At 37.7% G+C, this 21674-nt stretch carries 20 protein-coding genes and 2 tRNA genes; 11 read left to right on the top strand and 11 right to left on the bottom strand.

Annotated features, from left to right (window positions below; genetic code table 11):
* The first annotated feature begins 5 nt into the window (after window positions 1–5).
* Window positions 6–386 carry a response regulator gene (locus ALFOR1_RS06060; RefSeq protein WP_058548148.1) on the top strand — a complete coding sequence of 127 codons (381 nt, stop codon included), beginning with the start codon at window positions 6–8 and terminating at the stop codon, window positions 384–386.
* A 9-nt stretch (window positions 387–395) separates the two neighbouring features.
* Entirely contained in the window at window positions 396–692 is a 297-nt protein-coding gene (locus ALFOR1_RS06065) for a PilZ domain-containing protein (RefSeq protein ID WP_058548149.1), read from the top strand.
* Between the two features lie 71 nt (window positions 693–763).
* Here ALFOR1_RS06065 and ALFOR1_RS06070 read toward each other — a convergent pair whose 3' ends face one another.
* A complete protein-coding gene (locus ALFOR1_RS06070) occupies window positions 764–1954 on the bottom strand; it encodes a class I SAM-dependent methyltransferase (RefSeq protein WP_104642369.1) in 1191 nt (396 codons plus the stop codon).
* Between the two features lie 64 nt (window positions 1955–2018).
* Here ALFOR1_RS06070 and ALFOR1_RS06075 point away from each other — a divergent pair, with 64 nt between their 5' ends.
* Window positions 2019–2750 carry an HD domain-containing protein gene (locus tag ALFOR1_RS06075; protein ID WP_373864954.1) on the top strand — a complete coding sequence of 244 codons (732 nt, stop codon included), beginning with the start codon at window positions 2019–2021 and terminating at the stop codon, window positions 2748–2750.
* A gap of 1 nt (window position 2751) precedes the next feature.
* Entirely contained in the window at window positions 2752–3183 is a 432-nt protein-coding gene (locus tag ALFOR1_RS06080) for a VOC family protein (RefSeq protein WP_058548152.1), read from the top strand.
* Between the two features lies 1 nt (window position 3184).
* On the opposite strand, the gene ALFOR1_RS06085 is transcribed toward ALFOR1_RS06080, so the two are convergent.
* Window positions 3185–4174, bottom strand: coding sequence for a response regulator (locus ALFOR1_RS06085; RefSeq protein ID WP_104642371.1), 990 nt, complete (start codon window positions 4172–4174; stop codon window positions 3185–3187).
* A 17-nt stretch (window positions 4175–4191) separates the two neighbouring features.
* The gene (locus ALFOR1_RS06090; RefSeq protein ID WP_104642372.1) at window positions 4192–7512 is read right to left on the bottom strand and encodes an MHYT domain-containing protein; all 3321 of its coding nucleotides are present in this window, start codon (window positions 7510–7512) and stop codon (window positions 4192–4194) included.
* Window positions 7513–7831: 319 nt separating this feature from the next.
* Between ALFOR1_RS06090 and ALFOR1_RS06095 the strand changes: the two genes are divergently transcribed.
* A complete protein-coding gene (locus ALFOR1_RS06095; protein WP_104642373.1) occupies window positions 7832–8530 on the top strand; it encodes a M48 family metallopeptidase in 699 nt (232 codons plus the stop codon).
* Window positions 8531–8745: 215 nt separating this feature from the next.
* Here ALFOR1_RS06095 and ALFOR1_RS06100 read toward each other — a convergent pair.
* Together ALFOR1_RS06100 and ALFOR1_RS06105 are read right to left on the bottom strand one after the other, a co-directional pair.
* Window positions 8746–8830, bottom strand: a tRNA-Tyr gene (locus ALFOR1_RS06100).
* Between the two features lie 49 nt (window positions 8831–8879).
* A tRNA-Tyr gene (locus ALFOR1_RS06105) sits at window positions 8880–8964 on the bottom strand.
* A gap of 112 nt (window positions 8965–9076) precedes the next feature.
* On the opposite strand from ALFOR1_RS06105, the gene ALFOR1_RS06110 reads away from it, so the two are divergent.
* From ALFOR1_RS06110 to ALFOR1_RS06120, 3 genes are all read left to right on the top strand, one after another.
* Complete coding sequence (locus tag ALFOR1_RS06110; RefSeq protein ID WP_104642374.1) at window positions 9077–9604, top strand: VC2046/SO_2500 family protein; 528 nt, start codon at window positions 9077–9079, stop codon at window positions 9602–9604.
* A 218-nt stretch (window positions 9605–9822) separates the two neighbouring features.
* Entirely contained in the window at window positions 9823–10125 is a 303-nt protein-coding gene (locus ALFOR1_RS06115) for a DUF6172 family protein (protein ID WP_058548828.1), read from the top strand.
* A 469-nt stretch (window positions 10126–10594) separates the two neighbouring features.
* Window positions 10595–11449 carry a GGDEF domain-containing response regulator gene (locus tag ALFOR1_RS06120; RefSeq protein WP_232007046.1) on the top strand — a complete coding sequence of 285 codons (855 nt, stop codon included), beginning with the start codon at window positions 10595–10597 and terminating at the stop codon, window positions 11447–11449.
* 35 nt (window positions 11450–11484) lie between these two features.
* Here ALFOR1_RS06120 and ALFOR1_RS06125 read toward each other — a convergent pair whose 3' ends face one another.
* The 3 genes from ALFOR1_RS06125 to ALFOR1_RS06135 form a co-directional block, all read right to left on the bottom strand.
* Window positions 11485–11964 (bottom strand): YchJ family protein, encoded by a 480-nt coding sequence (locus ALFOR1_RS06125; protein ID WP_104642375.1) that lies wholly within the window; start codon window positions 11962–11964, stop codon window positions 11485–11487.
* A 38-nt stretch (window positions 11965–12002) separates the two neighbouring features.
* Window positions 12003–12437 carry a SulA-like leucine-rich domain-containing protein gene (locus ALFOR1_RS06130; RefSeq protein ID WP_104642376.1) on the bottom strand — a complete coding sequence of 145 codons (435 nt, stop codon included), beginning with the start codon at window positions 12435–12437 and terminating at the stop codon, window positions 12003–12005.
* A 1535-nt stretch (window positions 12438–13972) separates the two neighbouring features.
* Window positions 13973–15127: an IS110 family RNA-guided transposase gene (locus ALFOR1_RS06135; protein WP_104642378.1), complete on the bottom strand. Its 1155-nt coding sequence runs from the start codon at window positions 15125–15127 to the stop codon at window positions 13973–13975.
* A gap of 102 nt (window positions 15128–15229) precedes the next feature.
* Between ALFOR1_RS06135 and ALFOR1_RS06140 the strand changes: the two genes are divergently transcribed.
* A complete protein-coding gene (locus ALFOR1_RS06140; RefSeq protein WP_104642379.1) occupies window positions 15230–15652 on the top strand; it encodes a hypothetical protein in 423 nt (140 codons plus the stop codon).
* Window positions 15653–16115: 463 nt separating this feature from the next.
* On the opposite strand, the gene ALFOR1_RS06145 is transcribed toward ALFOR1_RS06140, so the two are convergent.
* Window positions 16116–16580: an SEL1-like repeat protein gene (locus ALFOR1_RS06145; protein WP_104642380.1), complete on the bottom strand. Its 465-nt coding sequence runs from the start codon at window positions 16578–16580 to the stop codon at window positions 16116–16118.
* 118 nt (window positions 16581–16698) lie between these two features.
* Here ALFOR1_RS06145 and ALFOR1_RS06150 point away from each other — a divergent pair, with 118 nt between their 5' ends.
* Entirely contained in the window at window positions 16699–17991 is a 1293-nt protein-coding gene (locus tag ALFOR1_RS06150) for an NCS2 family permease (RefSeq protein ID WP_058548833.1), read from the top strand.
* A 133-nt stretch (window positions 17992–18124) separates the two neighbouring features.
* Here the strand turns inward: ALFOR1_RS06150 and ALFOR1_RS06155 are convergent, their stop codons facing one another.
* Complete coding sequence (locus ALFOR1_RS06155; RefSeq protein WP_058548834.1) at window positions 18125–18883, bottom strand: hypothetical protein; 759 nt, start codon at window positions 18881–18883, stop codon at window positions 18125–18127.
* 320 nt (window positions 18884–19203) lie between these two features.
* Between ALFOR1_RS06155 and cysB the strand changes: the two genes are divergently transcribed.
* A complete protein-coding gene (gene cysB, locus ALFOR1_RS06160) occupies window positions 19204–20181 on the top strand; it encodes an HTH-type transcriptional regulator CysB (RefSeq protein ID WP_058548835.1) in 978 nt (325 codons plus the stop codon).
* A 90-nt stretch (window positions 20182–20271) separates the two neighbouring features.
* Here cysB and ALFOR1_RS06165 read toward each other — a convergent pair whose 3' ends face one another.
* A complete protein-coding gene (locus tag ALFOR1_RS06165; RefSeq protein WP_104642381.1) occupies window positions 20272–21648 on the bottom strand; it encodes an L-serine ammonia-lyase in 1377 nt (458 codons plus the stop codon).
* Between the last annotated feature and the right edge of the window lie 26 nt (window positions 21649–21674).

The raw sequence follows: 21674 nt of genomic DNA on the forward strand, positions 1-21674 counted from the left end.
TAGTTATGTCCTCATCGGTTGAACATAAAACAAAGCGATTATTAGTGGTAGATGACGAGTATTTCAATTATGAAATGCTTAAAACAGCACTGACTTCGAAATTTGACGTAAGCTACGCAGATTCAGGGCAAAGCTGTCTTGCATCAGCGATTGCTAATCCGCCTGATATAATTTTGCTAGATGTATGTATGCCTGGCCTTGATGGCTATGATACGTGTCGAATGCTTAAGCACACACCTGAGACAAAAAATATTCCTGTTGTTATGGTATCGGGCCTTGAGTCCCCATCTGAAAAACAAGCTGGCTTTGATGCTGGTTGCGACGCGTATGTTGTAAAGCCGTTTTCTATGGGTGCTTTGTTGGAAGAAATTAACACGGTTGTTTAGAGGTAACCTATGTTTACTGACGATAAGCGAGATTTTAGACGTATGCAGGTGAACACGCCTGCAAATTTAACTACTATAGAGCCTATAGCAGGGTTAAATTATACCGCAGAGTGTGTAGATTTGAGTGCAACGGGGTTATCGCTACATTTAGATGACTTGCTTGAGTTAGACACTTTACTACAAGTAAATATTGAATCTACCCATCCTAGTATTGCTTCGCTTAATGCCACTGCAAAGGTTATTCGCGCTAGTAAGGAAGATGATGGCACTATTACTGCCGGTTTGAAGATTGTTCAGTTTAATTAACTAAACTGGGCGCCTAAACAAAAAACGTTAGTGGATTTAAGTAATCCACTAACGCCGTTTTAAAGCGCTATTTAATACACCTTACAAATTAAGCCTTTTAAGTAAAAGCCTTCAGGGTAGCTACCAGCGATAGGGTGGTCGGCTGCTTGATTTAATCGCTCCATAATTAACAACTCCTTTCCTGCGTCAAGTGCTGCATCAGCCACAACTTTTTGAAACAAGTTTTGCTCCATTAAACCCGAGCACGAGAACGTTAATAACGTGCCGCCCGGTTTTAATATTTGCATAGCAATCATGTTTATATCTTTATAACCACGGCACGCACCGGTTAGCTGCGCTTTGTTGTCTGCAAATTTTGGCGGATCCATCACAATAGTATCAAACTGCTTGCCTTCATCGCGGTATTGGCGCAATAGCTTAAATACATCTTGTTTCACAAAATCGACTTTATTTAAGTCTAAATTGTTATGTTCTACATTACGCTTTGCAGTATCAAGCGCTGGCTGAGATACATCAACATTTGTAACGTGAGTACAGCCACCACGTAGCGCGTATAACGAAAATGTACCTGTGTAGCTAAAACAGTTAAGCACGGTTTTATCTTTTGAAAAACGCTCAAGGGCGGCACGGCTATCGCGTTGATCTAAATAAAAACCGGTTTTATGACCTTCGATAATATCAACTTCAAGTTTTAAACCGTTTTCTTCAATAAGTACGGGCTCTTTAGGCTCGCTGCCCCAAAGTACGCCTTTGATTGGCTCAAGGCCTTCTTTGGTACGTACATCTACATCTGAGCGCTCATAAATACTAGCGCCTGGGAAAATAGCCATAAGTGCGCCGACTATTTCACCTTTATGGCGCTCAGCACCCGCGCTTAGTAATTGGCATACTAATACGTTATCAAACTTATCTATGGTTACACCTGGTAAATAGTCAGACTCTGCGGCACACAACCTAAAGCCTGTTAAGCCGCCTTCAGAAATAACGTGTTCGCGTGCATCAAGTGCTCTGCGTAAGCGGCGTTCAAAAAAGTGTTGGTCGATTACTTCTTTTTCGTCAAAGCTCCATACACGCGCTCTTATTTGAGAGTGAGGGCTATAAGCTGCGGTTGCTAAAAACTTACCTTCATTATCGTGAATAGTAACTGTGTCGCCCAGACCCGGTTTACCTTTAATTTTTTTGATGGCTTTTGAAAATAACCAAGGGTGCTTTCTTTTTAATGATTTTTCGCGACCAGCTTGTAGGTAAACGGCAGATGACATAAGGCTTCTCAGTAGTAATAAATAAGCGCTGTATTTTAGTCAAGCAGGGCTCAACATACAATGAATGTTTTGCAAGGGGGGCATAAAGCACGGTAAAGTACGGATAAATCAGATATTAATTAGTTTTTGGAATGTTAACGTGCCCGATGTAGCTTTAAACCCCGATTTAGAAATACTTAATTCAAAATGTAGGACGTTTATAACATCATTAATTCATGCTGATGTTGCCCACGATATTACACATATTGAACGGGTTGTACGTGTTGCTGTGCAGCTATGTAATGCCGAACAGGCAAATATGCATGTTGTGTTACCTGCAGCTTGGATGCACGATTGCGTGGCAGTTGCTAAAAATCATCCGGATCGCGCAAGAGCCTCTACGATGGCTGCCGATAAGGCGATTGAGTTTTTAAAATCAATTAATTACGACGAGTCGCTGTTTGATGATATTCACCATGCGATTGCAGCGCATAGTTTTAGTGCCAACATTGCAATTAAAACCGTAGAAGCGCAAATAGTGCAAGATGCAGACAGAATGGATGCATTAGGTGCAATTGGTGTCAGTCGATGTATGAAAGTGGGTGGTTCGATTAACCGATTACTGTATAACCCAAATGACCCTTTTTGTATTGAACGTGAAGCCGATGATAAAAAATATACGCTTGATCACTTTTTTATAAAACTACTGCATATTGCAAAAAGTATGAACACACCTTCTGCAAAAGCCGAGGCACAAAGGCGTACACAATACATGCATGCTTTTTTAGAGCAGCTCAAGTCTGAGATAGGCCAATAACATGGCTACACCTCTACTTGAAGGGATCGATCATTGCCATTTAAATGTAAATAACTTACAAGCGGCAATAAAATGGTACGAACATGTATTAGGCTTTTATGTTGTACCTGAACTGGCATTTTGGAATGAAGATGGCAAAGGGCCTTTAACACTCGAAGATGAAAACAAAACCGCGCGTTTAGCATTGTTTGAACGAGAGGGGTACAGCAAAGGAATTGCTTTTGCTGTAAACGCAGAGCAATTTATAGCGTGGTTAAAGCACTTTGAGCAGTTACAAATAAAAACGGTACTAGCTGATCACGGTGTTACTTTCTCTATGTATTTTAAAGACGACAGTAATAATAGCCATGAAATTACTTCTCATGATTATAGCTGTATTAAGCGTATTTATAATAATGTTGAGTTAGGCTCTCATAGTGCCAAGGGTAATTAGCTTAATTCTGGCTTGCCTCTTTAATCGCAATAATATCATCAAGCTTTTCAATAAATAAATTGATCAAATTAGGATCGAAGTGACTACCTGCTTGAGATTTTAAATGCTCGATGGTTTTTTCTACGCTCCATGCTTCTTTATAAGGGCGCTTTGATGTGAGGGCATCAAATACATCAGCAATAGCTATAATACGTCCTTCAACTGATATATCTTCACCTTTGATGCCATGAGGGTAACCTGTACCGTCCCATTTTTCGTGATGCTCTATAGCAAGGGTGTGCGCGAGTTGTAAAAGTGGAGATGACGAATTGGCTAAAATTTGCGCGCCTATTACAGTATGCTGTTTCATGTGCTCAAACTCATCACTGGTTAAGCGCCCAGGCTTTAATAAAATGGCGTCGGGTATGCCGATCTTACCTACATCGTGCATAGGGGCTGCTTGGCGTAACAGCTCGGCCTCAGACTCGTCCATACCTAATGCTAAAGCGAGTACTTTACTGTACTGGCTCATGCGCACGATATGCTCGCCAGTATCTGTATCTTTGTACTCTGCAGCACGGCCTAAACGATGTACTAAATCAACATGTGCTTGTTTAAGCTGCTCAGCTTGAACGAGTGATAAATGTGTTTTAACGCGGGCTCTTACTATTGCGGGGCTTATAGGTTTTGTTATGTAATCTACAGCGCCTAATTCAAAACCTTTAAACTCATCGCTTTCATCACCAAGAGCGGTTACAAAAATAATAGGGATGTGTGATGTTTTTGGGTTTGCTTTAACTTTTTGACATACTTCAAAGCCATTCATATCTGGCATCATAATATCGAGCAATATAAGTTTAGGGAGTTCTTTTTCAAGTAAAGCGAGCGCAGCATCGCCAGATTTAGCAAACGACATTCTGTACTTATTACCTAACACTTCACGCATCACTTTTAGATTTGCAGGCTCATCGTCAACAATTAATATACGAGGCCTATCTGTAGAAAAATCCATTAATTAAATACTCATTTTTATGTTAGGTTTTTAAGTAAGCTTTCAAGCTTTGTTTGCGCACTATCAAAATCAAAATCGTCAAATGCATCAACGATTTCATTAACTTCATCTTGCAAGTTTGCCGGTACGTTACATTGTAATTTGGCCAGCAGATCATCATTTAGTTCAGCATTTTGTGCATCTTGACTCAATGTTTTACACAAAGTTTCTATTTCAGTGGTGCTGAGTGTATTTTCATCTGTGTTGCTTTGAGGTTTTTCAGGCTCTGAGCAATCGTTATTATCAAGCAGCTTAGAAATAACAGCGAGCTCATTTTTAATATCTTCAAGGGTACTAATTAATAGCTCATCAGTTTGTTGTTGCTCTAGGGATGCTAATAACTTCATTAAAGTTGTTAAACCTAAATTACCTGCAACCCCTTTAAGTGTGTGTATTAGGCTGTGTACATCTTTTATATCTGATAGCTTCTCGGTGAACAGCACTTCAAAACGTTCATTGTTATTGTTAATGAACTTTTTAATCTCAGTAAGTTGTTTACACTTTGACCCCCAAAGCGTTAAACCTTTGTCAAAATCAATGTGTTGAGATTCAGGGTCATTTTGTGAAATTACTATTTCTTTTGCTATACCCAAGCCAAGTACTTGGGCTATTTCTTGATTTAGCTGATTTATGTCAACTGGCTTATTGGCAAAGCCATTCATACCTGCTTTTTTAGCCGTTAATTTATCTTGGTGTAACACACTGGCTGTAAGCGCAATGATAGGGGTATATTTGAGCTGTCTTTGCTTTTCAATTATTCTAATTTTTTGTGCTGCTTGAATGCCATCACACTCAGGCATGTGGATGTCCATTAATATTACATCAAAATCTTGCTGCTCGAATACTTCAACCGCTTGAAGGCCATTAGATGCTTTGGTAACGAGGTGTTGATCGCGTGACAGTAATATTGAAAGTAGCTCTGTATTTTGCTCTATATCATCTACAACAAGCACTCTTAGTGCAGGTAGTTGAGTATGCAGGCCATCAAAAAAGTCTATTTTATTTTCATCACCTATGCTCAATGGTAGCGAAAAGTAAAAACATGTTCCTCTACCTAACTCACTTACTAGATTAATACTTCCGCCCATAAGCTCAACTAATTGTTTACTTATTGTTGTTCCAAGACCAGTGCCACCAAATCGGCGTGTTGTGGTTCCATCGGCTTGCTCAAAAGGCTGAAATACGGCTTGAACACGATCTTTTGCTATACCAATACCCGAGTCTTGTACCTCAAAAAATAAATGCTGATTTTGTGTTGTTCCAACAGTAACGGTTACAGAGCCTTTTTCTGTAAATTTAATAGCGTTGCCAATTAAATTAGTGAGTACCTGCCTTAGCCGATCGGGGTCGCCGTAATAGGTGCTACTTACAGAGTCTTTTATCTTAAGTGTTAAGTTTAAATCTTTCTTTTTAGCCTCAAGCCAAAAGGTAGAAATAATACTGTCTATGACAGGTTTTAAACTAAAATGCACAGGTTCTATGGTCAGCTTTCCGCGTTCTAATTTAGCAGAATCTAAAATTTCGTTTAGCAATCTGAGTAATGAGCGGGCTGCATTATTTACTGTTACTAAATGCTTTTGTTGTTCTTGGTCTAGCGGCGTATCCATTAACAAATCACTAAAGCCTATAATTGAATTCATGGGCGTCCTAATTTCATGACTCATATTAGCCATAAAAGACTGTTTAGCGTGGGCGGCTTCTTCTGCTTTAAATTTAGCTTGCTCTAAGTTTTCTTCATACTCTTTTCGTTCAGTGATATCGACCAATACGCCATCAATCCATTGTGGCTTATTATTTTTATCAAACGTAAAGCTACCTTTATCCAGTAACCATAAAATCTTACCATTTCTGTGTCTAATTCGATATTCAATAGAATACTGAGACTTTTTTTCAACAGCTTGAGTGACTTCATCAATAATATGCTTTTGATCTGCTTTTAAGACCAAATCATTAAATTCGATACAATGTTCTGTAAACTCATTAGGGTTATAACCTGTAAGCTCACTTATATTTGGACTAATAAATAACATAGTCCAGTTGTCATCAAACCTGCACCTAAACGCAACTCCCGGCATGTTATCCATTAATGAGCGGTATTTTTGCTCTTTCTCTTCTAAGCTCTTTTGTAAGGCGCGCTGCTCAGTTAAATCGGTAATAAAGCCAACGTAAAGCGGGTTATGCCCGGGCTGATTTACCTCGCCAATACCTAAGCGAATAGGGAATACTTGGCCGTTCATATGCTTTGCATATACATCTCTGTTAACACCAATCACTTTCCCCAAATCAACATTATGGGCGTTTGAGAGGTATTCGTCGTGGTGCTTAGCGATGTTGTCGTCCATGAGCATTTTCACATTTTTGCCTTGAACTTGGTTTTCTTGCCAGCCAAAAATTTTACTGGCTGACTCATTAAAACTTAAAATAATACCAGCATGGTCAATAGTAACAATACCATCAATAGCGGTACCTAAAATTGCATTTAATCGCGACTCATCTGCTGATTTTTCTTCAAGTAACATGCGAAAGCGAACCATACCATTGATCACACCAACCACGCTTGTAATGGCTATAGTTGCAGTAGCGACTGCGATGGCGATAAAGGTTAATCCCGCGTTTGCGTTAGCATCGTCGTATACGAGAGGGGATGTTGCTACAAATCGGGTGGCTGCCATTCCCATATAATGCATCCCCGCTACTGCAAAGCCTAAAATAATAGCGCTAACTAAATTATTTTGAAGAGATGATAACGAAGGGAATACGCGTTCAAGGTTAAAGCGGCTGTACAAAGCGATAAAAGAAAGGCCTACAGCAACAATAATCGATAACCCAAAAGTGAGTGGGTCATACCTAAGTAAAGGCGCTAGTTCCATTGCAGCCATCCCGCTATAATGCATTGTGCCAATACCAGCCCCGAGTAAAACAGAACAAATTGATAATACTTTCAAGTTACCCTTACTATTAACAAGCATTGATACTGCGTACTGACATGCTACAAACGCAGGGATAAAAGAGAGCAGTGTAATTGTTGGATCATAATCTATATTTGTACACAGCGAAAATGCCAACATACCAATAAAGTGCATGCTCCAAATACCAGCTGAAAAAACAGCAGCAGCGGTTATATTTGCCAAGCGTTGGTAGCTAGGAAAATGAGTTTCTTTTGCTAGGTCTATAAGCCGAATGGTGAAAAAGGCTGCAAAAATAGCAATTAGTAACGACATAGTTACTAAAAGAGGATCGTAAACGCCATTAATGATTAAGCTAGGGTCTTGGTCTGTGATAAAAAAAGCTGATAACATAATGGCTCAAAATATAATCTTTATTTTTTTATTTTAATCTAATTAATTAATAAATAAACTCTTAATTCAACGAACTGATTAAAACAACGAATTTATTACTTTCTGTTTTCTTTTATTTATCAGAAGATAGTTTTTTAGTCTGTGATAACTATTTAAATGTCGCTCTTCTATTGCACCAAATTGGTTAAATTTGGGTTTATTTAAATTTTTTATCGGGTAATTCTTAGTAAAGTAATGGGTTAGTGTATTTAATTAAGATAATCGCGCATTTTACGATGTTTTATTAATTGCGTACGGATTTGTCCATCGCAAATAGTGTATGAGAATAACAGTGTTTGAGTATCAGTTAAAAAAAAGCACCAGACGAAAAACGGTTGCAATTAAAGTACATAATAAAAAGGTGACTGTGTATGCCCCTCAGTTTGTTAGTAATAAACAAATAGAAAAATGGCTTTTTAATAAGCAGGCGTGGGTAAGAGCCCAATTAACTAAACAGCTTTATATTACTGATACCAGACAGTACCCGCTAAGAGATAAGCAAGTTTTAATTTTTGATAGAGCTGTAAATATTGAATTTAAGCAGGATGTTAAGTCAGAGGTCATAAAGTGTGATAACAATTTGCTTATTACTCATTCTTCACGCGTTAAAAATCTTGGACAAAAATATCAGCAACTTCTTGAAGAATACCTAAAAGAGCAGTTAACGGCATATATAGAAATGCGTTTAGCGTACTTTTGCGAAAAAATGGGCGAAGAGTTACCAATGCGTTTAAAAATCGCTATTTATAAGCGAAAGTGGGGAAGTTGTAATAGCAAACGTGAGTTAACCTTTAATTTGCATTTAATCGGAGCGCCTTACCATGCTATTGATTATGTGATTGTTCACGAGTTAGCGCACTTACGACACCTAAACCACAGCAAAGCATTTTGGCAGCATGTTGAGCGTTTTTTTCCTGATTATAAAGCACCATCAAAATGGCTAAAGCAAAATAGTATGGGTTTACAATGGGTTTTTTAAATTAATTTGAATATAGGAATATATGAATATAGGAATATATGAATATAGGAATATAGGAATATAGGAATATATGAATATAGGAATATAGGAATATAGGAATATAGGAATATAGGAATATAGGAATATAGGAATATAGGAATATAGGAATATAGGAATATAGGAATATAGGAATATAGGAATATAGGAATATAGGAATATAGGAATAAAAAAAGAAGTGGTGGAGGGAGCTGGATTCGAACCAGCGAAGGCTGAGCCGTCAGATTTACAGTCTGATCCCTTTGGCCGCTCGGGAACCCCTCCACACTATTTTTGTTACATTTGGCCCCACTTAACTTAGCGGTAAGAAAAGTGGTGGAGGGAGCTGGATTCGAACCAGCGAAGGCTGAGCCGTCAGATTTACAGTCTGATCCCTTTGGCCGCTCGGGAACCCCTCCAATGCAACGGCGCTGATAATAGCAAAATGCGTATTTAAGTAAAGAAAAAAGCTAAAGAAAATTGAAATAAAGCCGATAAATATCTATCAGTTACCATAATCGGCTAAAGACTATGCAAATCGATGATTTGTTAATCACAGAGAGTCAGCTAAATAGCAAACTTAATAATAGTGTGCATGAAAATCGCCGAGGCGAGTTTGCACTTTTATTAGCGATGCTTTCGCATGATGCATTAGACTTCAGTCAATTTCATCTGCCAAAAACAGAAATTGACAGTACAGCCACATCTGAAGATTCCTTGAGAAAGAAATTTGGTGCTGGGCCTAAACAATCGCTAGCCCCCGGTGAGTTTGATATGCTTATAGGGCAGTTTAATGCAGCTTTAATCTCAGAGCATGGTGCGCAGGCGGGTATGAAAAGCATTAAACTTAATCAATACCTAAAGCCCGAGCCACTCACAATTAGAGATGATGACAAGCATATTCCACTTAATGTATTAGATAATTGCGAGATAGCGGTTAGGCGACGGATTAAAAGTGAATATACTCAGTTAGCAAACCCACCTATTGACGCAAGTGCTTTTTACGATAGTTTAAACGACGATTCAATTCATCAACCCCTTCATTTGATAGCGGTTTAGTCTCTAACCACCTTGCATGAAAACATGCACCCTCTATATAATTTTCTTGTAATAAAAAGTCTGTAAAATACATTTTATTCAAGCTTTGCTTTATATAATGTCTAATAATTGATTTAATGTAAAAAAAGCATCCAAAAATTAAATGCAATTGCTATAATGGCGACAAATGGTATGACATTAAATGCCGTTATCATTAAACAAAGGTAATTAGGAACGTAATGAAGAAAACATTCACGCTAAATCACGAGAAAATCAAATACCCTCGTATGGTTGATGCTGCAAAGCACGAAGTGAAAAAATATTTGAAAAGAGAGCGTAACAAGACGCTTCCTGAAGATGCTGATTATTGGGCATTTGACTGTAAGTTTGGTAATACAGCAGAAGAAGCACAGGTTGTGCATGTTGCTGAATTAAACAACCAAATTGGCGAAATTGAAAAGCAAGGTTTAACTTCTTTCTATGTAGAGATTTTAGCTCGACCTGCACAGCGTCAACAGTTAGACCTTGATGATGACGAGTAAAAAGTTAGTTTAAAACTAATATGTAAATTATGAAATGGGCCTAAGTGGCCCATTTTTTGTTTTTATGATCCGTTCTTTGTTTATGCCAATCTAAATAACCCTCAATCATTTTGAAGTGCCATACCTAGCGTTTGCTATGTGATTGCCTAGAAGGTTAGGTAACTACATATGTGCTTAGTATAGCTTTCATTTTTAAATGATTAGCAAAGCGAGTCGAATTTTTCTGCACACATTTTAACTGTCACTTCATTCAACTCGCCAATAAAGTAATAATGCATTTCTTGATATTTTATCGCCACCTCAGCTTCACTACATAAGCTTAGCCTTTTATATAGCTGTTAACATTTGCATAACATAAAATAGTATTATAGTGTGTGTAAAATAATAAAAATAAGTATCGCAAGTTATGCCAATAAATTACTCAGATCATGCATTACAACTAAGTTTAAAAAGTTCTAAGGTACTTATTGTGGAAGACCAACTACTAACATTAATTGTACTTAGAAAGGCATTGTCGGATCGTTTTAATGTAATGACTTCTAGAAGTGGTGAAGAGGCTATAGATTTATGTAAGTTAGATCCGCCCGACCTAATACTTCTAGATATCAATTTAGAAGGTATTAATGGAATAGAAACCTGTTTAAAACTAAAAAATACTTACGAAACTCAAGATATCCCAGTTATATTTATTACGTCACTCGAAAGCGAAGAGGGGGCATGTTGGGAAGCTGGTGCCGTAGATTTTATAAAGAAACCGACAAATCCAGAAACACTATTTAGAAGGGTCAGAGCCCACTTAATGATTAAGGCTCAACATGATTTACTTAATCAAAAAGTGTTTATTGACGACTTAACTCAAATTTATAACCGACGCTACTTTGATACCCACTTTATAAAAATAGAACAAAGTGCATTACGTGAAAATGCAGACTGTGCACTGTTACTAATAGATATAGATTACTTTAAGCAATACAATGACACTTATGGCCACGTACAGGGGGATGCGGTATTAAACTTAGTTGCCCAAACAATTACTAAAAGCTTACAACGTCCTGCAGATTTTGTATCAAGATTTGGAGGGGAAGAATTTGTTGTTGTACTTCCCCATACAGGTAATAAAGGCGCTAATTGTGTAGCAGACAAAATAAAAAATAATGTAATGCAACTAGGTATATTGCATAAACACTCAGAGCATGAATTTGTAACAATTAGTATTGGTGGCGCAACATTGCAAACGCGCGACAATAGTAAAAATACATTACAGTTAGCAGATGAAAGAATGTATCAATCTAAGTTTCAAGGGCGTAACCAAGTCAGTTTTTAGCCCCTTTTTAAGTTATAGTTTTGGTTATGGGAGAGTCATACGCTGTGGCATTTTTTGTATTTTTTACCACTGCCACAAGGGCAGTTATCATTTCTACTCACCTTAATATCAGCTACAGGAAGTATAGTCCCATCGATATAACGCCATTTATCGTCCTCTTTTATAAATCGTGAGTGTTCGTGAAGCTCACAGTATAAATTTTGATAAAAATAATGCGCTTTAAATTCAACACTTCCTTGAGAGTCATCGTAGTTTGTACTTACTACGTCTAAACCTACAAACCGGCAACTATTTGCAAAATCTTTAATCTCTTTTATAGGGTTTTCCGCTTTTTTTTCAGAGGCATAAGTATGATAAACATACTTTGCATTTTTTGTAACATAAGCACTATAGCGAGAACGCATTAATTGCTCAGGATTAGCGGCTTGTTGTGACCCTATATGAAGGGGCTCGCAGCAGTGGGCATAATTCAGCCCGCTACTGCAAAAACATTGAGTGGTATTTGGTAAAATCATAATAACAGTACAGAGTTTAAAACATTAGTTTATCAATCTTATTGTGCTAGTGGTATCTCTGTAATTGTCGAGTCTTTTGTAAAGCAATAAAGCTTCGTTGCAGTTTTACTTAAATCTAAAGAAAGGCTATTAAGCAATTGATTATTTACTATATCGGTCCACGTTATTACAGCCGCAAAATTACCGTTATTCAACGCAGAATTCAAAACATACTCTAAATTTACTAAGTGTTTTTGTCTGATAACTAGCAACTTACTTGTATCAATAGAGCACGAGTCGAGTAATGCTCTACTAGGAACATGATCAGGAGCAATCAATAATGTCCATGCGTTAGAGCTATTATAATGGTGCAGCACTTTTAAAAGCTCAAACGTTGCTGATATCTCATCTTCAATTTGAATTAAGTTTACACAATCACGTTTATCATCTTGCTTATAACTTTTAACTGTTATTACGGTAATAGGCTGTAACATAAATATCTCACTCACTGGGTTTTTATACAGTACACGTATACAGTAGTTTATACAGTGCTTCTGTGCAAGCGATATTTGCTATTTATTTGTACAGTTATTCAGTTTTGTTCTTTCTCATTCGGTTTTGGAATGGTTTGTCACACGTCTGGAATAAAGAGCCCTATGTGGCAAAGCTTGTAGTAATGGTATTGCTGTTCCTTATTTGGGTTTTTCTCATAAGGTTTGGAATTTAGTTTTAGGCTTAAACTGATTAAAACACCAAATAAAGATCCTAAATTAATATTCCATACTGTATTTTTCTTGATTTAATACGGTATGGATAGCGTTTATTGTTTAAACTCGTATTAAAAGAATGTTCTGAAAGCTAAGCTATCTGATGTTAAAAATGTAGTAAGGCGTTTATCAGTGATAACCGCTCATTGAGATTGGCTAAATATCGTCGTTAATTGATTGGTTAAATGCGCTTTGTGCATATATTCATGAAAATGAGCGCTGCGCGCAAATTGGATTATTTAACTTTACCTAAAAACTTTAGAAAACTTAGTGATAGTAATACCTTAGGTAATTTGTTAAAACTATATAAAGTAGATAAGTGAGCGTTAAGTCGGCAGAAATATGCGCGATGAGCGCACTATTAAATTGTTAGGTTTCCAAGGAAAGTTCGCGATTTTATGAAAAACAGCTGTTTTCTTCTCTTTTTTCTAAGCCTAATATTTAGTAATAGTGCTTTAGCAAGTAATCAAAAACTTTGCGATGCACTTTATGAATACCTGAGGGCTACTACGTCAAATAACTCACTTCGAGTTAAGCTGATTAATGATTGGTCTAGCTTTTCAAAACAATGCAAGTCTTATGAGTCCAGTGTAGCCGGGGTATTTTGCAAATCATTAATGTCACACACCTCTACCGAATTTATGAAGTTAAATTTAATAAGTGTATTGGAATGTGCGAATGCTGACATTGCTTTCAAAAACCTAACAATCGAAGAAATGTCGGGTAGCCTCACAATTTATAAAATCCCCAAAATAAATGAAAATATTGAGATGACAATCACTTTTTCTTTTGGGTATGTGGATGTAAATGACTTTGTTGAAATCTCGACTCGATATGAGGAGTTTGACTAGAAACCTAACAAGTCAATAAATCAGGACTAAAATCAATTGGCTTTATGCTCCTACGTCGCTAAAGTATAACCAATTAATTTATAGCCTATTATTGAGGCGTTGGTATGACTCCCACTGTCAAGTTAAACGCACTGATCCCTGCCTAACTTTTTTAAGCCATAATTACTTTAGCTCGAATTAGAGCGAGTTAATACATAAGATGAAGCAAGTAATTTCGTCGGTTATCTTGCTGATATTCGTTGGTTATTACTATTTCTAGCAACAGAGCAGACCTTACTTATTCCGTCGTGGCACCTGTCTTCAGTCTATGTTCGTGGTTCAATGCAGCGTTAGCTGCATTGTCATCCTAACGCCGTCGGTGGTTGTGCCACACCCGATGCTTGATCCCATGCATTAACTCTAATTCGTTTATCATGCGGGTACTCTTGCCAATCTAAGTTTTGCGTTCACTGGCGTAAGTACCACTTCTTTTGCAATGGCCCATATGTACGCAATCATTTCTCGGGCAATTGCGGTGACAACAAGGTTGTAGTGTTTCCCTTTGGCTATCATTTTTTTATAGCGCTTGCAGAGCCTAAGTTGTGCTTTCCACGCAATATCAATAATGTCCTTTGGTAAACCTTCTTGTCGTTTTTGCATATCTGTCGATATATTTGCCGCATACCGATAAGTGTGTGCACCTTCAACGAGAAGGCGTCTTGCTCGGCCGTTTCCGCATTTTGTGATAGCGCCAATATGGCGTTTGCCACCACTCGAGTGTTCACTGGGTACAAGACCGAGATAACTCATTAATTTACGGGGATGGTCGAAGCGCGATAAATCACCAAGCTCAGCCACAACGCCGGTGGCGACCAACAAGCGAACACCTCGCATTGCTTGTATTGCTTTAACAACGGGATAATAACGCCATTGATGGACGTGATGTGTTAGTTCATTGTCTAGTCTTTCAAGTCGGCTTATTCGCTCGGTAATTGTTTGTAAAAACTCTTGTAAGACAATGTGCTGCGCGGGATGTGGCAGCACAAGCTCAGTGAGCCAACGTAAATGTTTTTGTGACCAATTTGCGGTGCCTTTGTAATTAATATTATTGCGAAGCATCAACGCTTTTAATTGATATTTAGCATCTTTTAAATCTTCCATGGCTATTTCGCGTGCGCGAGATAAATCGCGTACGGCTTCATCTTCAGGCTCGGGAACATAGATAGGTGTTAAATCTTCAGATTTAAGTAATTTAGCGAGCTTAAGGGCATCACGTTTATCGGTTTTAATCTTCTCGCCTGGTTTTTTAGGAATAAGAGATGGGGCAACCACATAACAGCAATGGCCAAGGCTTGTGATTAATCTGTAAATCCAATAACCACAAGGGCCTGCTTCATAAACAAAGTGTAGCGTTGCGCCAGGGTATTTAGATTCAAACTGACGAACAAGCTTTTGAACGGCCACTTTGGAAGAAGAAAATCGACCAAGGTGAACAGGTTGAGAGCCTCTATGTTCTTCAATATAGGCGACTTCATTGAATTCTTTATGTGTATCAAGTCCGATAAAAAGTATGCTATGTTTGTTCATGTTAGCCTCTGCTGTTTAGTTAATTGACAAACTAATTATGGCTCTGGCTTTGAATTAAGCTAACCCACGAAAAGCGGAGGCTAACACCGTGTGGGAGTCATTATGTCTATGTACCTAAATATGAATCTGAGATCGTTTAATCAATTAATAATAAGTTTGTCTGCTGGAATTACAGCGTTAGACTTTGCTTTTTTACCTTCAAAAGATGGCATATTTTCATCATTATATATTGTTCCTATTGCTTTACTTTTAATCTTTGTATTGTCCCTATTAACATCTAAACGTAATTACAAAACCGCAGCTTTTAAAATAGTCCTCGCCTATTCAATCTATAGCGCAATGTTTGTTGGTGTTTTACTTCCATTTGGGCAAGCTATTTCATTTTTAATAGAGTCAGATTTTAATTTTCAAAGTTGGCAAAATATATATGGTAAATGGGCATTAATACAATTTGGTTCAGGTATTGTATTTAGTATAATTTCGCTCTATGCATTTTTCGGTTTAAAGCGTAATATCGTTAAATAACAATAGTCTAGGGTTACGACAGTTCGCTGTTGGCACACTAGCGAAGCTTGCCAGAGTACGCCTATAAAATTAACTATATCCTTAAACCTTTAATGTACTTGAGTGGCTAGCAACGTACGGGTGAACCCTTCCAGCGTTAATTGAGAAATTAGCTTAATTCCAGCATTGAATGGGAAATATTCCAAATTCCTATTGGAAAATCACTTATTAAATCCTCGCCGTATATAGATCCTAATTCCAAGCTTGAATGAGAAAGAACAGTTTAAAACTAGTGAAGTTAAAAAGTTTAAAAATAATCACTTAAAATCAATCGGTTACATTTAATTTAATGTGAGTCATAATATTTATATTAGTTGATATTTTTGTCAAAGGTGCGATGGCGGGTAGAGATAGATATTTTTATACAGTGTTTTATGCTCTATACAGTGTTTTATGCTCTATACAGTATTAAGCAAATGATTAATTAATCGATTTGAGGAGCATTAGGAATAAGGTGTGCGTACTGCAGCTGATGAATTTGCTCGTATAGGTTGGCGGCATAGCATTGAGCATCTTTAAATCGTTTAGTTTCTATATGCTTTCTTAGGTCGTTAACTGCAGCGCTAGCGGGTTCATAACCTTGGCTGCTAGCAAGGCTTAACCAAGCCGCAGCATGAAATACACTTTGTGGCACGCCTTCACCTTTTACAAAAAACAAACCTAAATAAAACTGTGCTCTTTGATTACCTGCCATTGCCGCTAGGCGCATCCACTTTGCAGCTAATGGAGCTTGTTTATTTTTTAAATAATACAGTGCTTTATTTAGTGTGCTTTGTTCATTATTTTTAGCATTAGCTACTGCAGGGTTGTTATCGGGTTGAGTAACAAAGCCTAAAATATTATCTAATTGTTGTTCTAAGTCGTGCCCGCTGGGTGTTGTTTTTAGCATATTGATTCATTTGTTATTTTAACTGCTTCAATAGTTTAGTATATCGCAAGGTAAAATGTCCTGTTAAAGATGATTTTTATGATAAAATCTGGCTACTTTTTACTATTACAAGCTTATTATGTTCGAAGCCTTATTTAAACTTAGCGAAAATAACTCAACAGTTAAACGCGAATGCGTGGCTGGCCTTACTACCTTTATCACTATGGTTTACATTGTATTTGTAAACCCAGCCATGCTTGCAGAGGCTGGAATGGATCAAGGGGCTGCATTTGTTGCTACCTGTATTGCTGCCGCAATAGGCTGTTTTATTATGGGATTATGGGCAAATTACCCGTTAGCGCTGGCTCCTGGCATGGGGTTAAACGCCTTTTTTACTTATGGTGTTGTACTGGGGATGGGTTATACCTGGCAAGCTGCGTTAGGGGCTGTATTTATGTCGGGGTGTATATTTTTATTTTTGAGCTTATTTAAAGTCAGAGAGTGGATTATTAACGCTATCCCTTTGGTATTAAAACGAGCCATTGCAACTGGTATTGGTGCTTTTTTAGCGTTAATTGCATTAAAAAATGCAGGTATTATTGTCGCAAGCCCTGCAACTCTTGTTCAATTAGGTGATATCACATCGGCAGGTCCATTATTAGCAATATTAAGCTTTTTTGTTATAGCAGCACTTTTATACCGCGATTTTAAAAGTGGTGTACTCATTAGTATTTTACTAGTGACTGGCATTGCTTTAAGTTTAGGGCTTGTTGAATATCATGGTGTGATAGCTATGCCGCCTTCAATTATGCCTACTTTTATGCAACTAGATTTTGCCGCGGCTTTTGAGCTTTCGATGCTAAGTGTAATCTTTGCATTTTTATTTGTTGATTTGTTTGATACCTCTGGAACTTTAGTTGCTGTTACTCAAAAAGCAGGACTCGCAGACGAGAAAGGGAATATGCCGCGTTTGGGTCGTGCTTTAAGTGCAGATAGCTCTGCAACAATTGCCGGTGCAATGCTTGGTACTTCAACTACAACGTCTTATATTGAGTCAGTAGCGGGTGTTTCTGTTGGTGGACGAACAGGCTTAACGGCTGTAGTTGTTGGCATATGCTTTTTATTAATGATGTTTTTTGCACCCCTTGCACAAATGGTACCGGCGTATGCAACAGCAGGCGCAATTCTTTACGTTGCTGTATTAATGCTACAAAATCTAAAGTTTGTAAATTGGGATGATATGACTGATGCAATTCCTGTTACTGTTGTATTGTTAATGACTCCACTTACTTTTTCTATTGCACATGGCATAGCGCTTGGTTTTATATCTTACACTGCGGTTAAAGTACTGTGTGGTAAGAAAGATCAAATTAGCATTAGCGTTTGGATTTTAACGGCATTATTTGTTATTAAATTTGCGTTCTTATCATAATAGAATAAAACGGTAATCATAAAAAACCCATACAAATTGATTTGTATGGGTTTTTTAATATTTGTAGCATGGATATAAAGAGTCGATAAGTTATCGCTGTTAATAACACCATGTATTATTTGGCAAACCTAATTTACCATTTCTTTTTAGGGGCAAATAAAACATCCAGATCGTCTTGTTCGGCTTCGGCTTTCTTTTTAAGGGCACTTGCATTAGAGGCTCTTAATTCAACACTAATTGCTTCTAGGTAGCCTTCAACTTCTTGGCGTTTTGATGTTACATACTCATCAGAGTAGGTAACAGCACTTAATGTTGCATATGCTTTTTCAAAATACTGTCTTGCTGAGCCAACCATGCTTGCTGAGCGAGCCGATAGACCTCGTTTTATTTGGCTTTCAATATTTATGCGTAATTGTAATTTTTCAAGACGTTTGTCCTCTACAGAAAAAACCTGACTATCAACACGGCCTTTACTGTGCTCAGAGCGTAAAATTGCGCGCAGCTTTTTTATACCTTGAATCAAACTTACCAGCTGCTTATCATTACTTGGTAATGCTAAAGACTCGCTATTATTACCTTGTACAGGGTTTGATAAGTGAGTTTTTGACTCGCTTAATCTACTTTTAAGCGCTTTAGAATTTGGCGAGTTTGAAACCATTGTATTTAATGCTTCATATACGCGGCGTTGTAATGCACGAATTATATTTTCGGATAAAGGAATATTTGCACTATTCATAAGTGCTTCTTCGGTTTCTTCAATAATTGCTTTTTGTTTTGTTAACTCTTTGCGGCGTTCAGCTTCTTGTTTTTCTTTATGTTGCTGCACAGCACTTACCCACAGCGCTATTACTATAAGCGCGACTATAAGTATTATTATGATAGAAACAATCATCTTTTAATTCTCTGATTCATAATCTAATTTGCTTAATCTTACATTAATTATACGTTAACTGTGTAGCTTTGCGTTGATAAACTTAAAAATACCCAGTTAATTAGGGTTTAGCTTTCTTAAAGTGTTGTAAGACGAAGGGATTATAAGATTAACCTGAATAAACATCGCTACCTCAAGCATATTTATTATGCTAGCCTTGAGTACTAATCAGATAATTGCATGCCTTAAGCACTAATGTGGCTTTTTATTCAAATAACACTTGGTTTTAACAGGTATTGCCTTTATAAATAATATGAATAACAACGTTAAAATTTGCAGCCATGAAATTACAACAACTCAGATACATAGTAGAAGTACAAAATCATAAATTAAATGTTTCAGCCACCGCTGAGAGCTTATTTACCTCGCAGCCGGGGATTTCTAAACAAGTACGAATGCTTGAAGATGAGTTAGGTGTACAAATTTTTGGTCGTAGTGGAAAGCATTTAACGCATGTAACAGGTGCTGGCGAAGATATTATTAATATTTCTCGTGAAATATTATCTAAAGTTGAAGGGATTAAAGCGGTAGCAAACGAACACACATTACCTGATCAAGGTAAGTTAAATATTGCAACCACACACACTCAAGCTCGTTATGCTTTACCAAATGTTATTCAAGGTTTTATGAAAAAATACCCTGCGGTATCACTGCATATGCATCAAGGCACACCTCAGCAAATCTCTGATGCTGCAGCACGTGGTGATGCAGATTTTGCAATTGCCACTGAAGCACTGCATTTATATTCAGATTTAGTTATGTTGCCTTGTTATCATTGGAATCGCAGTATAGTGGTGGCTAAAGATCACCCACTTGCCAAAAAAGCAGATAATTTAACTGTTTCTGATATTGCACAATACCCTCTAATTACTTATGTATTTGGTTTTACGGGTCGTTCGGAGCTTGATAAGGCATTTAGTGCTCATGGTCTTGAACCACACATTGTATTTACCGCAACCGATGCAGATGTTATTAAAACCTATGTACGGCTAGGGCTCGGCGTAGGCGTTGTTGCGTCTATGGCTATTGATCAGTTAAGCGATACAGATTTAGTGTGTATAGATGCTAGTCACTTGTTTGAAGCAAGTACGACTAAAATTGGCTTTAGAAAGGGCAGTTTTTTGCGTACGTATATGTATGATTTTATTGAACGTTTTGCCCCGCACCTAACGAAGGAGCGAGTAGAGCGAGCAAGTTTACTGCGCAATCAAGAAGACGTAGATAAACTTTTTGAAGACATAGAGTTACCTGTTAAGTAGCCTAATTAATCCGAGCTCTGGATAATTAAATTGAACGAATAATAAAAAGCCGCCCATTTTACAATAGGCGGCTTTTTGATTTTATCGCATTTAACATTCAATAATATTTACAGCTAACCCACCACGTGCGGTTTCTTTGTATTTAGTCTTCATGTCATTACCGGTATCAAGCATCGTTTTAATTACTTTATCAAGCGATACCTTTTGCTCTCCACTGCCACGAATAGCAAGGCGTGATGCGTTTATTGCCTTAATAGAGCCCATTGCATTGCGTTCAATACAGGGTACTTGCACTAAGCCACCAACAGGGTCGCAGGTAAGACCTAGGTTATGTTCCATGCCAATTTCAGCGGCGTTTTCAACTTGTACAACATTACCGCCTACTATTTCAGTAAGTGCACCCGCTGCCATTGAACACGCAACACCTACTTCACCTTGACAGCCTACTTCAGCGCCTGAGATCGAAGCATTCTTTTTGTATAAAATACCAATAGCCGCAGCTGTTAATAAGTAGCGTGTTGCTATATCGCGATCCACTTCTTTAATAAATGTGTGATAGTACATAAGTACAGCGGGCAATATACCAGCAGCGCCGTTAGTCGGAGCGGTAACAACACGGCCGCCGGCTGCGTTTTCTTCATTTACAGCAAGGGCAAATAAATCAACCCAGTCCATTGCGCGAAGAGGGTCGTTACTTACTTCAACATTAAGCTTTAAATATAAACTAGGGGCACGGCGTTTAACTTTTAGGCCTCCGGGTAAAATACCTTCGGTGCGCATACCGCGTTCAATGCAGGCTTTCATTACTTGCCAAATATTAAAGAGTTCATCTTTAATTGCTTCTTCGCTGCGTAGTGTTTTTTCATTTTTCATCATCAAGCTAGATACACTCAAGCCTGACTCTTTACACATTTCTAGCAAATCTTTGGCACTGCCAAATGGAAAGGGTGCAGGGTTTTCTTCTCTAATATCAAGCGCAGCTTGTTTTTCGTTTTCAAACTCTTCATCGGTAACAATAAAGCCGCCACCAATTGAGTAATAAACTTTATTATAAATTTTTTTGCCATTGTTTGAGGCAATAATTTCCATTGCATTTGAGTGCTTAGGCAGTGTTTTTCGACGGTGAAAAACAATTGCACCTTGTTTAGGGAATTTAGCTTTATGTGTTTGGTTTAGATAAATAACTTGCTCATTTTCAATAGTTGCCAAAATATCGTCTACTAAATCAGCATCTATTGTTTCTGGGTCGTAGCCTGCAAGGCCTAAAATTACCGCTTTACCAGAGCCGTGGCCTACGCCTGTTTGCCCTAATGAGCCGTATAACTCTACTTTTATATCGGTAACATTTGCTAATAATTGTTGTTCTTGTAAGTCATTAACAAATAAGCGTGATGCGCGCATTGGGCCAACAGTGTGTGATGAAGAAGGGCCAATACCAATGCTAAACATATCAAATGCACTGATCATAATGTGTGTCTCTACTTTGCTTTCTC

Source organism: Pseudoalteromonas carrageenovora IAM 12662, assembly GCF_900239935.1.
GTDB lineage: Bacteria > Pseudomonadota > Gammaproteobacteria > Enterobacterales > Alteromonadaceae > Pseudoalteromonas > Pseudoalteromonas carrageenovora.

Bases quoted from the DNA above. Each gene is read 5' to 3' on its own strand.
- ALFOR1_RS06060 (WP_058548148.1), top strand. From the start codon at position 6: ATGTCCTCATCGGTTGAACATAAAACAAAGCGATTATTAGTGGTAGAT.
- ALFOR1_RS06080 (WP_058548152.1), top strand. From the start codon at position 2,752: ATGGCTACACCTCTACTTGAAGGGATCGATCATTGCCATTTAAATGTA.
- ALFOR1_RS06140 (WP_104642379.1), top strand. From the start codon at position 15,230: ATGTCTATGTACCTAAATATGAATCTGAGATCGTTTAATCAATTAATA.
- ALFOR1_RS06070 (WP_104642369.1), bottom strand. From the start codon at position 1,954: ATGTCATCTGCCGTTTACCTACAAGCTGGTCGCGAAAAATCATTAAAA.
- ALFOR1_RS06075 (WP_373864954.1), top strand. From the start codon at position 2,019: ATGTTTTGCAAGGGGGGCATAAAGCACGGTAAAGTACGGATAAATCAG.
- ALFOR1_RS06130 (WP_104642376.1), bottom strand. From the start codon at position 12,437: ATGTTACAGCCTATTACCGTAATAACAGTTAAAAGTTATAAGCAAGAT.
- ALFOR1_RS06065 (WP_058548149.1), top strand. From the start codon at position 396: ATGTTTACTGACGATAAGCGAGATTTTAGACGTATGCAGGTGAACACG.
- ALFOR1_RS06090 (WP_104642372.1), bottom strand. From the start codon at position 7,512: ATGTTATCAGCTTTTTTTATCACAGACCAAGACCCTAGCTTAATCATT.
- ALFOR1_RS06115 (WP_058548828.1), top strand. From the start codon at position 9,823: ATGAAGAAAACATTCACGCTAAATCACGAGAAAATCAAATACCCTCGT.
- ALFOR1_RS06155 (WP_058548834.1), bottom strand. From the start codon at position 18,883: ATGATTGTTTCTATCATAATAATACTTATAGTCGCGCTTATAGTAATA.
- ALFOR1_RS06150 (WP_058548833.1), top strand. From the start codon at position 16,699: ATGTTCGAAGCCTTATTTAAACTTAGCGAAAATAACTCAACAGTTAAA.
- cysB (WP_058548835.1), top strand. From the start codon at position 19,204: ATGAAATTACAACAACTCAGATACATAGTAGAAGTACAAAATCATAAA.
- ALFOR1_RS06095 (WP_104642373.1), top strand. From the start codon at position 7,832: ATGAGAATAACAGTGTTTGAGTATCAGTTAAAAAAAAGCACCAGACGA.
- ALFOR1_RS06165 (WP_104642381.1), bottom strand. From the start codon at position 21,648: ATGATCAGTGCATTTGATATGTTTAGCATTGGTATTGGCCCTTCTTCA.
- ALFOR1_RS06145 (WP_104642380.1), bottom strand. From the start codon at position 16,580: ATGCTAAAAACAACACCCAGCGGGCACGACTTAGAACAACAATTAGAT.
- ALFOR1_RS06110 (WP_104642374.1), top strand. From the start codon at position 9,077: ATGCAAATCGATGATTTGTTAATCACAGAGAGTCAGCTAAATAGCAAA.
- ALFOR1_RS06125 (WP_104642375.1), bottom strand. From the start codon at position 11,964: ATGATTTTACCAAATACCACTCAATGTTTTTGCAGTAGCGGGCTGAAT.
- ALFOR1_RS06085 (WP_104642371.1), bottom strand. From the start codon at position 4,174: ATGGATTTTTCTACAGATAGGCCTCGTATATTAATTGTTGACGATGAG.
- ALFOR1_RS06135 (WP_104642378.1), bottom strand. From the start codon at position 15,127: ATGAACAAACATAGCATACTTTTTATCGGACTTGATACACATAAAGAA.